This window comes from Psychrobacter cibarius, from assembly GCF_016107535.1.
Lineage (GTDB): Bacteria > Pseudomonadota > Gammaproteobacteria > Pseudomonadales > Moraxellaceae > Psychrobacter > Psychrobacter cibarius.
Window position 1 is genome coordinate 19,786 of sequence record NZ_JABASQ010000027.1, and the last position, 15,496, is coordinate 35,281.

The window sequence follows — 15,496 nt, forward strand, 5'->3', positions numbered from 1 at the left end:
GTTGATAATTGCTAGGGCGTGTCCTCAATTCAAACGAGGACACGCCCTAATATAAAATACTATTGAGTGTAAACATCTTATTTATGGTAATTTTAATTACCGTTATATACAATCTCAGTATTCTTTATATTTAATATCATGCAAGACTTATACTAGGACAGTAAAAGACAATGCGCAACCAATTAAATAATAATAGTAATTAATATTACCCAACTTACTTTTATCTTATTAATACTTAAATGATGTACTACTTCAAGCATGAGCTATCTAAAAATACCTACCGTAAAGGAGCTACGAAACCAACGATGAAAACCACGAGCCAGATACCTAGCACGATTGAAACCCGCGCCTTGGCACCCTTATCCGATATGCGCCCTGCTACTTTAGAAAAAATTGAAAAAGCCGTTCGTAAAGTATTTGCAGGTTTTGATTCTAATGAGGTGACCATGGCACAAATTGCAAAGTCTGCCAATGTCTCACTACAGACGCTGTATAAATATTTTGGTGATAAGCAAACGCTGTTTTATACCATCATGGATATCGTATTAGGTAGATTGGCGGCGCGCATCATGGATCATTTGCAAGGCATTGATAGCGTGCAAGATCGGCTGCGCAAGACATTATGGGTCTGTTTTGACTTTGTAGACTCGCATCCTGATGCCGTGATGGTGCTGTCTTCGGTATCGGCATCACGTATTCGTAATATTGCGATTTATGAGAATAAAGAGCTGATTGGGGCATTTTTGAATGTATTAGAAGATGGTCAAAACCGCGGGGTACTAAATGATACCGTGCCCCTTTATATACTTTTTGATGTGTTTATGGGTTTTATCAGTCGTCTTGGCTTGATGCATATCATTCGCCAGACCGACACACCCATTAATGCAGAGTTTGATGCGTTATTCGTGATTTTATGGCGAGCCATATCAAAGCCTGACATATAATCAGTTCGATATACAATAACTTGTACGATATTATGAAATATTCATACCAGCCAATTTTTAATTCTTACAATCAAAAGCTAGAACGAAAAAGCCTCACTTGGTAGTGAGGCTTTACTTAATGCTTAAAAACTAATACTTAGAAATTAACATTCCTTAGATTTTTTTAGCTTATATTCTTCTACCCTATCAACCATTTCATAACCTTGTTCACTCATCTGTTGATAGCCATTGCTCACACTGCCATAGGATGAATTTTTATTATCATGCTGAGCGTGCACAGCAGCATCTTTGATCTGGGCAATGTCTTCTGCAAACGGCGTATGAGGGATATCCAGCACAGAAAATAGCGCGGCTAAAAATTCTTCAGCGGTAAAATATTTATCCATATAGCTGCCATCAAGCCCAAGGTATTTATTCGATAATACGTGACGTAGGCGCTCACAAGCAGGGATAGTATGCTTGATAGGATAACCCATGGCTTTAACAATATCTTGCGAACGCAGCTCAAGTGTCGCTATCTGATTGATCGCATACTGGGCGAGAAGGTGACGTGGATGATAATGACGGGTATGTTTGGATTGGTTAGCAATGTGGCTCATGATATTGAACACCTTAGACTCCTGTAACTCCGACGAAAAAGGGTGAAATACGCCCAAATAGGCAAATAAAATCAGGCACAAATGAGGATGTCGGAGTACAGGCTCATGCGCTTTACCAGAATTGTTTTATATCGTGCTGGAAGTTGCAAGGTTTGTACGCCGCCATTTATAACGATAATGGCTGGCGATGACAAAACTGTTAAACCCACGATAATGACTTAAAGATGATAGCATATCAGATAATAGAAAATAAATACTGATATTAATACGCTTTGGTAATCACACGATTGTTACGGTCTCTATATCGCCGTCAAAGTCTGAATACCTTTATATTTAAAAACGGTAGAAAAAATCAGACGATGACTCAACAAAGCTATCTAATTATTTTTAGACATTGACCTGCATGATATAAAGTCAGTCCCAACTCAGTAAAGCCAGATTTCATCCCGCCAAAAGAGACTTTTGCCTCTTCTAAGGTCTTAAATGGCAAGGGAATACTGTCTCTATTACCGGTCATTATATAATCTGCAAAGCACTTACCCATTAGCGTGCCTGTAGTAATGCCACGACCGTTATAAGCCGTTGCTGTCAGCAAGCCCTCGTCGGGCTCCATGACTCGAAAAATATGATCTTGCGTAAAACCAAAGCTACCCGTCCACTCATACTGCCATTTAAATGCTGGCAAATCTGGATAATAGCTTTTTTGCACCGCATTGGCCCATGATTGATAAAAGGATTTTGGTTTAAGCTGTGTACCACCCACCGTTCCCAATAATAGGCGATCGTCGTCATCACGGCGAAAGCTAGACAAGGCCAAGCGTGTATCCCATGCCCCTGTTTTGTAAGGTAAGATACGATCTGCCGCCTCGCCATTAAGTGGCTCAGATGCAATCTGATAATAATAAACCAAATAAAATGTCTTTGTGATTTCTGTCCATTCGCCTTCGGTATAAGCGTTGGTCGCAATGATGACGCGATCGGACTTGACGCGCGCTTTAGAAGTCCTTGCATACCAATAGCCATCTACCTTTTCTAAGGCTTCAACAGCGGAATGCTCGTAGATAGTCACACCAAGACTGGTAGCGACTTTTGCAAGTCCTCTGACATAAGCCAGCGGATTTATCGTACCAGCCCGATGATCTAGTAATGCTTTATTGATACTTGTCGTCCCGCAATATTCATGGCATTTACTGCCAGTTAGCACTTCAACATTCGCACCGCGGCGGCTCAACTGCTCATATCTGATATCGACATCTGCTTCACCTTTGGCGTTATGTGCCATGTGGATATTACCAGCTTGAGTGGCTTGGGCGTCGATATTATAACGCTTGATTAAATCAAATACTAAGCTTGGCGCTTGTCCAAGGGCTTCTGTCAGACACTCACCTGCCGCTTCGCCTAGCGCAATATTCAAATCATCAGGGCGCGCCCAAGTACCTGCATTGACGAGCCCTACGCTTTTTCCTGAGCCGCCACTACCAATCGTTTGACTCTCAAGCAAAATAACCTTGACGCCTTTTTCTGCCAAATGAATCGCCGCCGATAACCCTGTATAACCGCCGCCTATGATACAAATAGTCGCTTCAGTATCGCTATTCATCTGGCTGTAAGTATCAATAATAGGTGCGGTCATATTCCACAAACATTGCTCTTGCAACATCTCATATTCCTTCTAAATTACGCATTATCTACAGTGGAGAGCGTGTTTGTGTCGTTATTAACAATAGGTTCTTCACGGGGGATAAATTTGTCTAAGAACACCCATAACAAACCAAATAGCGGTGATAACCAACAGGCAAAGGCGAATGGTGCATAAGTGAGTGTCGCAATACCTAGTGTTGCCGCGACGAAACTACCGCCCATGTTCCAAGGAATAAGCGGAGATAACAGGGTTCCCGTATCTTCAATAGAGCGAGTAAGCGTGGTACGCTTGTAGCCCATTTCTTGATATTTGTCTTTTAATAAACGACCTGGCAACACCAGTGTGGTATAGACGTCACCGATGAGCGTACCAACACCAAGCGTGCTGGCATACGTGGTCATCACTAAACCAAATCTCGATTTCACCATCTTATTAATTTTTGCCATGATGGCTTTTAGCGTACCGTAATGCTCAATTGAGCCGACGAATGCTAAAGCAAAGATGGTTAAGGTCACGACCCATGTCATCGACATAATGCCGCCTTTAGACAGCAGTTGATCCACGACAGCAAAGCCCGTTTCACTGACAAAGCCATTTTGTAAGACCGTAAAAATGTCATGCACACCCACGCCTTGCATAAAGAAGGCGACCAATCCTGCGACCACCACACCAGACAATACCGTTGGAATAGCAGGCATTTTCATCACCGCTGCAATGACAACGACAACAGCCGGTAATAACGTAATAATACTGAGGTTATAATTGGCCGCTAGCGAAGTTTGAATTTCTTTAATTGAGGTTAAATCGACATTTTCTGCGCCGTAACCCATACCAATCCAAGCATAGATAATCAATGCAGTCACCATAGCAGGTACCGTGGTGGGCAACATGCCGCGGATGTGCTCCCAAAGGTCAACACCGGCAGCGGCTGGTGTTAAGTTGGTGGTGTCAGATAATGGAGACATTTTGTCACCGAAAAAAGCGCCAGAAACAATAGCACCGCCCGTTAGTGACGGCGGGATGCCCAAGCCTAGCCCAATACCCATCATGGCAAGACCAACCGTCCCAACCGTGCCCCAAGAGGTACCGGTTGCGACAGAAATAATGGCACAGATGATACAGACAGAGACTAGGAATGATGAAGGAGAAAAAACGCTAAAACCGTAGTATAAAATCGTGGGAACCGTACCAGCGATAATCCAAGCACCGATGAGCATACCAACGCCCATCAAGATAATCATGGCCGGTAAACCAATTTTGACAACCTTTAAAAAGCGTTGTTCCATGCCATCCCAGTCACGGCCACGCAGCTTCATAAACAAGCCGGTGATTAAAATACCGCAAGCTAAGGGGATGTGAGGGGTAAAATCTTTGAATACAAAAAACTGCACCATCAGAATAATGGCAGTCAACACCAGAGGTGCAATATCTAATAAAAAACTAGAAGACGGACCGTAGCCATCTTTAGCTTCGTCATAAGGTTTATCATCCATCATAAGATACCTACCTTCCTTAGTAGTGGATACTACTGTCATAGATACAACAGTAGTGGAAACAACCAATCCATGGCTGCTGATAATGCGAAAAAAAGTGCGAAAAAGGTTACGGCAAAGGGAGTAAAAAGCCTGTCTTTGAAATCATGAATAGTTACTCATCACTTCCGCAGGCTTTCGTACTAAAATAATAAATACTTAATAATTGGCTTGCTAAATAAGCGCTGATCCTACTTAACAAGCGTCACATCACGTCACATTGTTATTAGCCAAAGTTGATGCCTTGCGCCAGTGGCAGCTCGGTTGAGTAGTTGACCGTATTGGTCTGACGGCGCATATAAGCTTTCCATGCGTCTGAACCTGATTCACGACCACCGCCGGTTTCTTTTTCGCCGCCGAATGCGCCGCCAATCTCAGCGCCACTGGTGCCGATGTTGACGTTGGCGATACCGCAATCACTACCGCGGTCGCTGAGGAAAGTTTCAGCTTCACGTAAGTCATTGGTAAAGATACAAGATGACAGCCCTTGTGGCACATCGTTTTGCATCGCTAGCGCATCGTCAAATTCTTTATAAGGCATGACGTATAAAATCGGCGCAAACGTCTCACTACGTGCCACGTCATTTTGCTCATCAAGCTCAACAATCGCCGGAGTCACATAATAAGCATCAGGGAATTTATCCATCAGCACCCGTTCGCCGCCCGTGACTTTACCGCCAGTCTTACGAGCCTTTTCTAACGCCGCTTGCATGTTATTAAAGCTGTCTTCATCAATCAGTGGACCGACCAAATTGCCTTCCAGCGGATGACCAATGCTCACCGTCTCATAAGCAGACTTAACGCGCGGTAAGATATCGTCTTTGACCGACTCATGAACGAACAGACGGCGTAAGGTGGTGCAACGCTGCCCTGCCGTTCCCACTGCTGAGAATAGAATGCCACGTAGCGCCAAATCTAAATCGGCAGTGGGTGCCAAAATCATGGCGTTATTACCGCCAAGCTCAAGCAAGCATTTACCAAAACGCTCAGCGACTTTAGGTCCTACTTCTCGGCCCATACGCGTACTGCCGGTGGCACTGACTAAAGCGATGTCTTTGTTTTCAACCAGCGCATTACCGATATCGGTTTTACCCAATATGATTTGCGATAAATGTGCTGGTGCTTCACCAAATTTTGCCAAGGCTTTTTCAAATAACGCTTGGCACGCTAAGGCTACGAGCGGGGTTTTTTCTGAAGGTTTCCAGATGACAGGGTTGCCACAGACGATGGCCAATGCAGTGTTCCAAGACCAAACCGCAACAGGGAAGTTAAAGGCAGAGATAACGCCGATGACACCCAGTGGATGCCATGTCTCACGCATGTGGTGACCTGGGCGTTCTGAGGCGATGGTTAGACCATAAAGCTGACGCGATACGCCCACGGCAAAGTCACAAATATCAATCATTTCTTGTACTTCGCCAAGGCCTTCTTCTTTGATTTTTCCGGCTTCTAACGATACCAAGATACCTAAATCTTCTTTGTGCTCACGCAGGACTTCCCCCAACAGACGAATCAGCTCACCACGTTTAGGGGCAGGAACGACACGCCATTCTTGAAAGGCTTGTTTGGCATTTTGGATTTTAGTATCGACATCGGCCACTGTATCTAATGTGACTTTACCGATGACTGAGCCATCAATTGGTGTGGTGATTTCAAAGTCGCCATTTTGATAGTGTGTTTCTTCTACGCCCATTGCAGACATATATTGCTTAATCATAATCAATCCCTTGCATATTGGTATAATGGTTTACTACGTCCTTGACTGACTTATAAAATTACCCTGCTACCTGCTAAGTTGCAAAATAATAAATTTCTTGCAGTCATTCCTTTTTGGAATGACGTACTAATAAGTCGGCTATACGCTAGACATTTCTAGCATAATTTGTACTAGATACTAACACTAGACAGGCACTGCTCAAGACTTTGAGCTTGCATCGATTCATACAATGCCACCTCATCATAAATAGCGGCGCCCAAATCACGCTCAAACTCTTGTTGGCTTGAGTAACCGTCATATTGGCTTGGCTGCGCCTGTTGCAGATTCGATTGAAAGATACCGGCGGCACTGACGGGCAAAAAATCCTCATAAACGATAGGTTCAATGCGAAGCACTTCATCATTAATCAGAGCAGTCAGCTTAGCATTAGGCACTTTATTCAAGTCATCAGTGCTTAAGGTCGCGGCCAACAACGCTTGACCATCTTCAGAATCAAGGGTGCTATCCGTCAACTGGTAATAAAAATACGCTAGCTCCTCTTCGTGTAGAGTTTGATAATCATCAGGAAAAGCGGTAAATACTTCGGCTAAAATTTGATTGTATTGAGCCGCATTGTCCTCATTTGGGGTAACACCAAGCTGGCGGCGAGCTGCGGCCAATAGTTCATCATAAAGCGCGCGGCCCTTTTGCGTTAACGCCACACCGCGTTGTTCAATCTCTCCAAAGCGCGCGGTATGGTGCCCTTGCTCATAACCCCCATTGCTAAGGTCTGAGGTATCAGAAACTTTAAAGCCAACCGCTTCTTGTAGTGCTTTAAAACTGGTTTGCCTTAATAAGATAGGACACGCTCTACGTGGCGGCCCTTCGATGATGGCCTTTGAGGGTATACCGCGAGCTTGCATGCCTTGTTGCACCGCATCAATATCCAAGGTTCGAGGCGTTAAATGATTGATATGTGGACCCTTAAAGCCGACCACATCTGCGACCAGCGGATGCTGATTTAATAGACGCTGATAGAGCGCTTTTGCCACTGGCGTTTTATCATGCCAGCGAAATGTCTCTAGCGCTTCTTGGACAAACTGTTCTGCTTGCGCAGCAGTCAAACCACCTTGCACCTCAAAAATCTCAATAAGCTCAATAACGCCAGCAGTGAATATCTGACGCTGCGCCAATGTGGCCGTGGCTTCTTGTTGTAAGGTCTTATCGGCAATCAAATCTAAACGCAATAACGAGGTAAATACGCGAAAAGGACTTTTATGCAATGAATGCGAGTCAAGTGCACGAAAGGCTGTTGAGTGGACTGGCACACCAGCAGGCGCTAAATCGTAGTAACCAACAGGGTACATACCCATCACCGCAAAGAGACGGCGCATCATGCTTAGCTCTGCTGCGGTACCCAGTCGAATCGCCCCGTGGCGCTCCATGCTCAGACGCTCAATCTCGCCCGTATGTAGCAGCTGTGATTTGACATCGGGGTGTGATGTCAACACCTCGGCATTGACATCACTGACCAAATCAACCAAGTCACCGTATAGCGGCACCTCGTTTTGGTACATGGCTGACATGGCCATAGAAAAATGATGACGTATATCATCGCTGCAGATAAAATCCTTATCTGGACTGACGCTATTATTTTTCACAGATAAACATCCTTGTAATAGGGTTAAGAAATTTTTAAGTAATCGATATTTGGTTTCGAGCATTTGGTTATGGCGATGCGCTATCCATCCTAAGCACTCCTAAACATTCCTAAACATTCCTAAACATTAAGCGACAGGTAACCCATCAGGAAGTGCGATGAGCACCTCTTTTAGAATAGCTAACCCTTCTTTTAGAGTCTCAGGTTCTATGGTTAGTGGCGGCAATAAGCGGATGATATGGCGATATTGCCCACTTGGCATCAGCAGTAGACCACGTTCGCGTGCTTGCACTAATACTTGCGCCATCACACTCGGATGCACATCATGCTCAGGATGACGCAGCTCGATACCGCGCATCGCACCGATACCCGTAAGACCAAACAACCAAGGTGAAATACCTTCTTGTTGCCATTGACTGATGGTCGTCTCAATCGTCTGTGCATAATGCTTGGCTAACTGCCAAACGTCATCGGCTTCCATGATATCAAGCGTGGCATTGGCCGCGGCGCAGGCGACTGGATTGCCGGAATAGGTACCACCCAAGCTGCCTTTAGGTAGACCATTGACCACACTAGCCTTCCCTATGACTGCGCCTAAAGGCAAGCCACCTGCAATACTCTTGCCAAGTAATATAAGATCAGGCTCAATCCCTAAATGAGTAAAAGCAAACGGCGTACCCGTACGACCATAACCAGATTGGATTTCGTCCATGATGAGTAACATGCCGTGTTCATCGCAAAACTTACGTAGATACTGCGCAAAGGTGGGCGACAACAATTGAAAACCGCCTTCCCCTTGTACAGGTTCGACGATAATGGCACCGATATTGTCGATATCAGTTTCTACCATAAATAAACGCTGGAGCGCGTCAATCGCTTGCTCGTCGCTGATATTGTTATCGGGACTGGGAAAAGGAATGTGATAAACGCCACTGGCCAATGCACCAAGCCCGCGCTTATAAGGCGCGACCTTACCATTGAGATTAACGGCAGCCAGTGTGCGCCCATGAAAGCCGCCATCAAAGGCAATAATGCCTGTGCGACCTGTCTTTAGACGAGCGATTTTTATGGCATTTTCGGTGGCTTCTGCACCGCAGTTAGTCAGCATGCCTGCCAGTTCGCCGTTGATAGGCACCAGCTCAGACAATCGAGGCATAAAGGTTTGGTACGGCTGATGCGCTGCCGCATTGTAGGCATAGTGAATCAGCGACTGGGCTTGATTAATAATGGCGTCAACGATGTGAGGGTGGCAATGACCAAAGTTTAAAACACCAATTCCACCGACAAAATCGATATAGCTGCGGTCATTGTTGTCCCAAACTCTGGCATTTTTGCCTTTGACGAGCGTGAGCGGATGCACCATCGTAAAGGCATCGGTCACGTTATAAAGCTTATCCATGATGAATCTCTATCTCTTCCTTGAGTTAGACTCATTTCAACAAAACATCATTCCGGCAGCAAACGAATAATAGTTGTGGTGGCATTCCTTTTTGTCATTACCAGTGAATCAACTTCCTAAACGAATCCTTTAAAAACAAAAAAAACTGCGTATTAAGGCAGTTTTTTAGGTTTAGCTTGTTAAATTCTCACAGCAGATAACTTTGTAGGATAAAATAATAAGATATAAATTATAAAGCAAGCCCTAACGCCTTTTCACGCTGATCTGAGATTGTTAAATAAGCCGTAATCCATTCTAAAACTGCTTTGACCTTATGCGATTGTCCCGAAGAAACAGGATAAGTCACATAATAGCTGCCGCGACCCTTTGCCGCATAATCCCACGCCATGACTAAAGCGCCTGATTGTAGCTCAGGCTCAACCAAACGCAACGGCACCAAGGCTATACCATAGCCCAGTAAGGCGGCAGAGATGCAAGCATGAAAAGTCTCAAAACGTGGTCCTACAAAGGTGCCGTCGACGCTGATATCTTGTTGCTTAAAGTACTCATACCACGCACTTAAACGCGAGCTTATTTGCAATAGGACATAGTCATCTAAACACTCGGTACTCAGTGTTTTATCTCGCAAATACTGCGGCTGACAGACCGCAACGCAATATTCATCGAACAATTTTATGGCCTCCATATTGCCCCACATGCCATCGCCATATAAAAAAGCAATATCAACATTTTGGTCTTCAGAAAAAAACGGCCCTACCAGCTCTTTGATATCTAGGTTGATAAGCCGATATTTTTGACTAAAGCCACTGAGTGCTGGAATCAACCAACGGGCACAAAATGTCGGATGCGAGACAATTTTTAGCAGCTCAGTATTACTACTATGCGACATCAAATTGGTGGTTGCCACCTCGATATGTTTTAAAATCTCTAACACTTCAAGATAATATGACTTGCCAGCAGGGGTCAATGAAATCCGGTGCGGCGTCCGATAAAACAAAGACAGGTTTAGCATCTCCTCCAACTGCGCCACTTGCTTACTGATGGCGCTTTGGGTCATGTGCATCTCTTGCGCGGCATTGGTAAAACTCAAATGACGAGCAGCGGTCTCAAAACATTGCAGCGCCGTTGTTGAAGGATATCTTCTAAAGGCTAATGGTTTATTGGTGTCTGTTTTCATAGATTGCTTTTCTTTTATTCCATCTTATTAAAATATCAATGATTATTTAAAATCACGTTATCAGGCATTCCTAGCCTATGGCGTCATCATACCTATATTCAAGCGTAAATAGCGATACCTCACTATAAGCACTATGTAACTGACACTGATGTCATCATTAGATTTACTTAACCATTCAACCAATTATTCGGTCGCTAATTTTAAAGACTCTCCTACAAAAAACACCGTCGATTCCTGATAAAATAGTAGGGTCTGATGATAGGCTCTGACATACCGCAACTGATTTGCTATCTTGCCCTCCTCTTTTTCATCATTACGACCTATGCCGCCGTTATTCTTAAACTCATGAATTATTTTTCAGCTAATTTGCACTATTAGCGCCTTCTTTATTTGTATTGGATCATATGAAACATAACCTTGAGGTGAGCGCAAATGCTCGCCGAACTCAGTATTTCCAAGTATTCTTAATGGGCGTCAGCGCCTTTATTATGAATACCACCGAATTTGTCCCCGTTGCCCTATTAAGTGACATCGCCCAAGATTTTTCCATCACTACAGCAGAAACTGGCTGGATGTTGACGCTCTATGCGTGGATTGTCGCGGCGATGTCATTGCCATTGATGCTGCTAACCAGCCGCTTTGAGCGCAAAAGCTTACTTTTGGGCTTGTTTGTGGTTTTTATTGCCAGCCATGTGTTGTCTGTATTTGCTTGGAGCTTTGATGTATTGCTTATTAGTCGTGTTGGTATTGCGCTATCGCATGCGATATTTTGGTCAATCACCGCAGCGATTGCGATACGCGTAGCACCAGAAGGCAAAAAAGCACTGGCGCTTAGTGTACTTGCGACCGGTACTTCATTGGCGATGGTGCTTGGCGTGCCACTAGGGCGCTTAGTCGGTCAATGGTTTGGCTGGCGGGCAACCTTTGGCGGTATTGGGGTGATTGCTTTTATCGTGTTTATCTTGCAAGCAAGGCTATTGCCAACGCTGCCAAGTATGTTTGAAGGCTCGTTTAGAAAAATTCCAGAATTGCTTAAAAACCCCTTATTGGTCTGTTTGTATCTACTCATTTTATTGGTCTTTACCGCTCACTATACCGCTTACTCGTATATCGAGCCTTTTATGCGGCAGGTTGGTGCTATTAGTGAAAACGCCGCGACTGTTGTCTTGCTATTATTTGGAGTAGCTGGGATTGCGGGCAGTGTGATATTCAGTCGCTGGGGTGATCGTTTTAATACCAGATTAATGCTGATATCGATTATATTAATGCTGATATCTATGCTGGTGCTATTATTTGCCGTGACCTCCATCTGGGCGCTGAGCTTGATTGCGCTACTTTGGGGCGCCGCGCTTATGCTGCTAATTATCTCCATGCAAGCCAAAGTCATCATGGTTGATGTCACAGCGCAAGACATGCTGATGTCGATGTTCTCAGGGATTATTAACTTAGGGATTGGCGCCGGTGCGCTGTTTGGTGGTTATGCAGTAACGCATATTTCCATATCGAGTGTGGGCTATGTTGGCGCGGCTATCGCTAGTATGGCACTGCTATTGATGCTGTTTATGATAAAGCGCTTTCCCGAGTTAAGTAGAAGACTTGGTTAAGCAAAAGACTAAGATAGCTAAAGACCTGATAGTAAATAAGACTATAAAAAATGCCAGCCTCTTAAATAAGCTGGCATTTTGCTTTCTCGTTCATTTAAAAATAGGAAATAAGCCACCCATTAGAAATCCACTTTACCGCGCAAGGCTTTTGTTTTTCCGCGCTGAGTCTTTGCATCAACGCGTTTACGCTTGGCATTTCTGCTAGGTTTAGTCGGCTTTCTGGTTTGATTGACATGAGTGGCTTTTATAATAAAGCTTTGCAGCCGCTCCAAGGCATCTATCTTATTGCGCTCTTGCGTACGAAACTGCTGCGCTTTAAGCACAAACACGCCTTCTTTGGTGATTCGGCTGTCTTTACTGTCTGATAAACGCTGCTTATGCACATCACTCAGGCTTGAGGCATGGATATCAAAACGCAGATGGATAGCAGACGACACTTTATTGACATTTTGCCCGCCTGCCCCTTGCGCACGTATCGCGCTAATTTCTACTTCATTGTCATTAAGGCTAATGGTATTGCTAATGAAAATCATAGAGCTCTTTTTAAATCATAAATAAGTATGATGCATAATAAACCATTATTTGCTCCCCTGCTACTTCGTCAATAAATAACCTAATAGCTGGCGACAGCGCGCAATCACTGGCGCATCTACCATTTGACCATCTATCTTAAATACCGCTTGCCCGCTTTGTTCATACTCCTCTAGCACACGTCTAGCAAACTCAATATCAGCTTCAGTTGGTTGCAAAGATTGCTTAACCCTCAGCACTTGCTTTGGATGGATACAAAGCATCCCAGACATGCCCATTTGTGACCATAGTTGCACTCGGGCATTTAGCCCTACTTCATCATTGAAATCAGGATAAACGGTGTCTATGGGCGCTGCTAGCTCATGTACTTTAGAGGTCAACACCAACTGATAGCGAATCTGATTGGCAACGATATCAGCAGCAGATGTATTCACTTGTACTCGCAAATCATTGCACAAGTCTAAGAAACCATAGCTAAATCCGACCAAGCCCGACACTTTAGCCATCGCATCAATATGGTACAACCCAATCGCACTTTCTATGAGTGCAACAATAGACAGCCCAGTACCCTGATAGGCTTTTTCGATATCTGATATTTGCTCAGCTTTTGCTAGAATAACTCCTACAAAATTGGGCATCTGCTGGCAAAGCGCGATATCTTTTATAAATTCATCACTGCCTGCTCTATTAATCCGTAGCCAAATCGGCTGATAATCTGCACTGTCATGATATTGTTGTAATGCTTTACGGGCGTCTGCTTTATCTTCTGGTGCAACGGCATCTTCTAAATCGACAATAACCGCATCTGCGCCACTAGCAAAAGCCTTGGCTACTCTGTCGATGCGAGTCGCTGGCACGAATAGCCATGTTTTATTTTGAGAGACTATATTTATTTTATGATTGGTCACTGAATCCATGCTTGATTCCTATATTATTCAAGTAGCTGTTAGTACCTTTATTATGCCATTACACAGCCTATTTTTACTTTAAATTAATAATCTATCGATGCAATGACACTAAGCGTATTTAGACACTCGATCAAAAATCAAATCGAAAAAAACCGCATGAAAAGAAATCTCATGCGATCTTTAATAGTAAGTTTTTCTTTCAACTTATATGCTGTAGTTTGCTGATTAAGCTAACATACCGCCATCGACAACGATCGTCGCGCCTGTGGTATAACTTGAGGCATCAGACACCAGATACAATACCGTACCAGCCATCTCGTCAGGATTCGCAACGCGTCCTAGTGGAATCGAGTGTAATGCCATTTTTAAGACTTTATCATTGGTCGTCAAGGCAGAGGCAAACTTGGTATCGGTTAGACCCGGTAGTAACGCATTGACGCGGATATTAAGTGGGCCACACTCTTTGGCAAAAGCTTTAGTCATACTAATGACCGCCGCTTTGGTGATTGAGTAGATACCTTGCTTGTCGCCTGCAACCAAGCCATTGACCGATGCGGTATTTAAAATCACGCCGCCACCTTGCTCTTTCATCATTTTGCCAGCGGCTGTCGACATAAAGAAGTAACCGCGAATATTGACTTCAACGGTCTTATCAAAAGCCGCTAAATCTGTATCTAAGATATGACCATAATATGGGTTGGCTGCAGCGTTATTAACTAAGATATCGATTTGGCCAAACTCGCTTTTAATATGCTCAAAAATCGCATCAATCTGTGCCATCTCGCCCACGTGACAAGCAAAAGCACTGGCTTTGTAACCATCTGCGATGATGCTATCAGCGACTGCTTGGCAAGCATCAATTTTACGGCTAGAGACGATCACGTGCGCGCCTCTTGATGCCAATAAACGAGCAATAGATTCGCCAATACCGCGGCTAGCGCCAGTAACCAAAGCAACCTTACCGGTTAAATCAAATAAATCTTTCATCATGATTCCTTATATTTTTATAAACTTTATATTTTCCATCATTCTTGAGCGCTAAATTCATCTATCCCAAATAGGTATCCAAAACAGGCGTCTAAAATTGGATAACTAAACGCAGATAATCGCTGTCATATCTAACAGCGATTATCGAGCACTAACGAATTGAACAATCAGCCCTCAACAGTCGCAGTTACGCTAGCATACCACCATCTAGGGTAAAGGCATGACCGTTCATAAAGGTACTCTCATCACTGGCAAGCCACGCAATCGCGGCAGACACTTCATTAACATCTCCCAGACGGCGCATTGGACTGGCCTTAACCGTTGCTTGCTGCGTACGCTCATCCATCATTGCCATGGTATTGCGTACCATTGGCGTATCGATGAAGCTTGGGCAGACCGCGTTAAAACGAATATTGGCGCGCGCGTACTCATGGGCAGCGGACTTGGTCAGACCCATAACGCCGTGTTTAGCCGCACTGTAGGCTGAGATCATCGGTGCTGAACGCAAGCCAGCAATAGATGCTACGTTGATCACATGACCACCACCATTAGGTAGCATACAGTTGACGGCGGCGCGCATACAGTGCCATACACCTTTTAAATTCACGGCGATATTGCGATCAAAATCATCATCGCTTAGCTCATGCATTGGCGAAGGCTTATGGTCGATACCAGCATTATTTACCACCACATCTAGGCCACCAAGCGTTTCTACTGCAAAATCAAACAACGCACGCACTTCGTCATCACTGGTCACGTCTACTTTTTTGAAGACGATACTGTTGCCAGCGTCTTGAGCTTGCTTGGCAACCGCAGC

At 44.3% G+C, this 15,496-nt stretch carries 13 protein-coding genes; 2 read left to right on the plus strand and 11 right to left on the minus strand.

What is annotated here, in order from left to right:
• The first annotated feature begins 305 nt into the window (after nucleotides 1-305).
• Nucleotides 306-944: a TetR/AcrR family transcriptional regulator gene (locus JFC08_RS12115; RefSeq protein ID WP_045445568.1), complete on the plus strand. Its 639-nt coding sequence runs from the start codon at nucleotides 306-308 to the stop codon at nucleotides 942-944.
• 143 nt (nucleotides 945-1,087) lie between these two features.
• Here the strand turns inward: JFC08_RS12115 and JFC08_RS12120 are convergent, their stop codons facing one another.
• The 7 genes from JFC08_RS12120 to JFC08_RS12150 all read right to left on the minus strand — a co-directional run bounded on the left by JFC08_RS12120 (nucleotide 1,088) and on the right by JFC08_RS12150 (nucleotide 10,649).
• Complete coding sequence (locus JFC08_RS12120; protein ID WP_198330882.1) at nucleotides 1,088-1,543, minus strand: hypothetical protein; 456 nt, start codon at nucleotides 1,541-1,543, stop codon at nucleotides 1,088-1,090.
• 373 nt (nucleotides 1,544-1,916) lie between these two features.
• Complete coding sequence (amaA, locus tag JFC08_RS12125; RefSeq protein WP_198330883.1) at nucleotides 1,917-3,203, minus strand: L-pipecolate oxidase; 1,287 nt, start codon at nucleotides 3,201-3,203, stop codon at nucleotides 1,917-1,919.
• Nucleotides 3,204-3,220: 17 nt separating this feature from the next.
• Nucleotides 3,221-4,681, minus strand: a complete 1,461-nt coding sequence (gene nhaC, locus JFC08_RS12130; protein ID WP_198330884.1) for a Na+/H+ antiporter NhaC — start codon at nucleotides 4,679-4,681, stop codon at nucleotides 3,221-3,223.
• A gap of 262 nt (nucleotides 4,682-4,943) precedes the next feature.
• On the minus strand, nucleotides 4,944-6,434 hold the full coding sequence (amaB, locus tag JFC08_RS12135; RefSeq protein WP_198330885.1) for an L-piperidine-6-carboxylate dehydrogenase: 1,491 nt from the start codon (nucleotides 6,432-6,434) through the stop codon (nucleotides 4,944-4,946).
• A 170-nt stretch (nucleotides 6,435-6,604) separates the two neighbouring features.
• A complete protein-coding gene (gene hglS, locus JFC08_RS12140; RefSeq protein WP_227697765.1) occupies nucleotides 6,605-8,005 on the minus strand; it encodes a 2-oxoadipate dioxygenase/decarboxylase HglS in 1,401 nt (466 codons plus the stop codon).
• Nucleotides 8,006-8,200: 195 nt separating this feature from the next.
• On the minus strand, nucleotides 8,201-9,472 hold the full coding sequence (locus JFC08_RS12145; protein WP_198330887.1) for a 2-aminoadipate transaminase: 1,272 nt from the start codon (nucleotides 9,470-9,472) through the stop codon (nucleotides 8,201-8,203).
• A 229-nt stretch (nucleotides 9,473-9,701) separates the two neighbouring features.
• Entirely contained in the window at nucleotides 9,702-10,649 is a 948-nt protein-coding gene (locus JFC08_RS12150; protein WP_060491374.1) for a LysR substrate-binding domain-containing protein, read from the minus strand.
• Between the two features lie 404 nt (nucleotides 10,650-11,053).
• Here JFC08_RS12150 and JFC08_RS12155 point away from each other — a divergent pair, with 404 nt between their 5' ends.
• Nucleotides 11,054-12,253, plus strand: coding sequence for a sugar transporter (locus JFC08_RS12155; RefSeq protein ID WP_198330888.1), 1,200 nt, complete (start codon nucleotides 11,054-11,056; stop codon nucleotides 12,251-12,253).
• Between the two features lie 119 nt (nucleotides 12,254-12,372).
• On the opposite strand, the gene arfB is transcribed toward JFC08_RS12155, so the two are convergent.
• The 4 genes from arfB to JFC08_RS12175 form a co-directional block, all read right to left on the minus strand.
• On the minus strand, nucleotides 12,373-12,786 hold the full coding sequence (gene arfB / locus JFC08_RS12160; RefSeq protein ID WP_198330889.1) for an alternative ribosome rescue aminoacyl-tRNA hydrolase ArfB: 414 nt from the start codon (nucleotides 12,784-12,786) through the stop codon (nucleotides 12,373-12,375).
• A 60-nt stretch (nucleotides 12,787-12,846) separates the two neighbouring features.
• Nucleotides 12,847-13,701, minus strand: coding sequence for an HpcH/HpaI aldolase/citrate lyase family protein (locus JFC08_RS12165; RefSeq protein ID WP_198330890.1), 855 nt, complete (start codon nucleotides 13,699-13,701; stop codon nucleotides 12,847-12,849).
• 216 nt (nucleotides 13,702-13,917) lie between these two features.
• A complete protein-coding gene (locus JFC08_RS12170) occupies nucleotides 13,918-14,682 on the minus strand; it encodes an SDR family oxidoreductase (RefSeq protein WP_244656477.1) in 765 nt (254 codons plus the stop codon).
• A 184-nt stretch (nucleotides 14,683-14,866) separates the two neighbouring features.
• Nucleotides 14,867-15,496, minus strand: a 630-nt coding sequence (locus JFC08_RS12175; RefSeq protein WP_198330892.1) for an SDR family NAD(P)-dependent oxidoreductase, incomplete at its 5' end; no start/stop codon positions are given.

What these genes read in the sequence shown, in the direction of transcription:
- nhaC (WP_198330884.1), bottom strand. Translation starts at nt 4,681, where the DNA reads ATGATGGATGATAAACCTTATGACGAAGCTAAAGATGGCTACGGTCCG.
- JFC08_RS12120 (WP_198330882.1), bottom strand. Translation starts at nt 1,543, where the DNA reads ATGAGCCACATTGCTAACCAATCCAAACATACCCGTCATTATCATCCA.
- hglS (WP_227697765.1), bottom strand. Translation starts at nt 8,005, where the DNA reads ATGGCCATGTCAGCCATGTACCAAAACGAGGTGCCGCTATACGGTGAC.
- amaA (WP_198330883.1), bottom strand. Translation starts at nt 3,203, where the DNA reads ATGTTGCAAGAGCAATGTTTGTGGAATATGACCGCACCTATTATTGAT.
- JFC08_RS12155 (WP_198330888.1), top strand. Translation starts at nt 11,054, where the DNA reads ATGAAACATAACCTTGAGGTGAGCGCAAATGCTCGCCGAACTCAGTAT.
- JFC08_RS12145 (WP_198330887.1), bottom strand. Translation starts at nt 9,472, where the DNA reads ATGGATAAGCTTTATAACGTGACCGATGCCTTTACGATGGTGCATCCG.
- JFC08_RS12115 (WP_045445568.1), top strand. Translation starts at nt 306, where the DNA reads ATGAAAACCACGAGCCAGATACCTAGCACGATTGAAACCCGCGCCTTG.
- JFC08_RS12150 (WP_060491374.1), bottom strand. Translation starts at nt 10,649, where the DNA reads ATGAAAACAGACACCAATAAACCATTAGCCTTTAGAAGATATCCTTCA.
- JFC08_RS12165 (WP_198330890.1), bottom strand. Translation starts at nt 13,701, where the DNA reads ATGGATTCAGTGACCAATCATAAAATAAATATAGTCTCTCAAAATAAA.
- amaB (WP_198330885.1), bottom strand. Translation starts at nt 6,434, where the DNA reads ATGATTAAGCAATATATGTCTGCAATGGGCGTAGAAGAAACACACTAT.
- JFC08_RS12170 (WP_244656477.1), bottom strand. Translation starts at nt 14,682, where the DNA reads ATGATGAAAGATTTATTTGATTTAACCGGTAAGGTTGCTTTGGTTACT.
- arfB (WP_198330889.1), bottom strand. Translation starts at nt 12,786, where the DNA reads ATGATTTTCATTAGCAATACCATTAGCCTTAATGACAATGAAGTAGAA.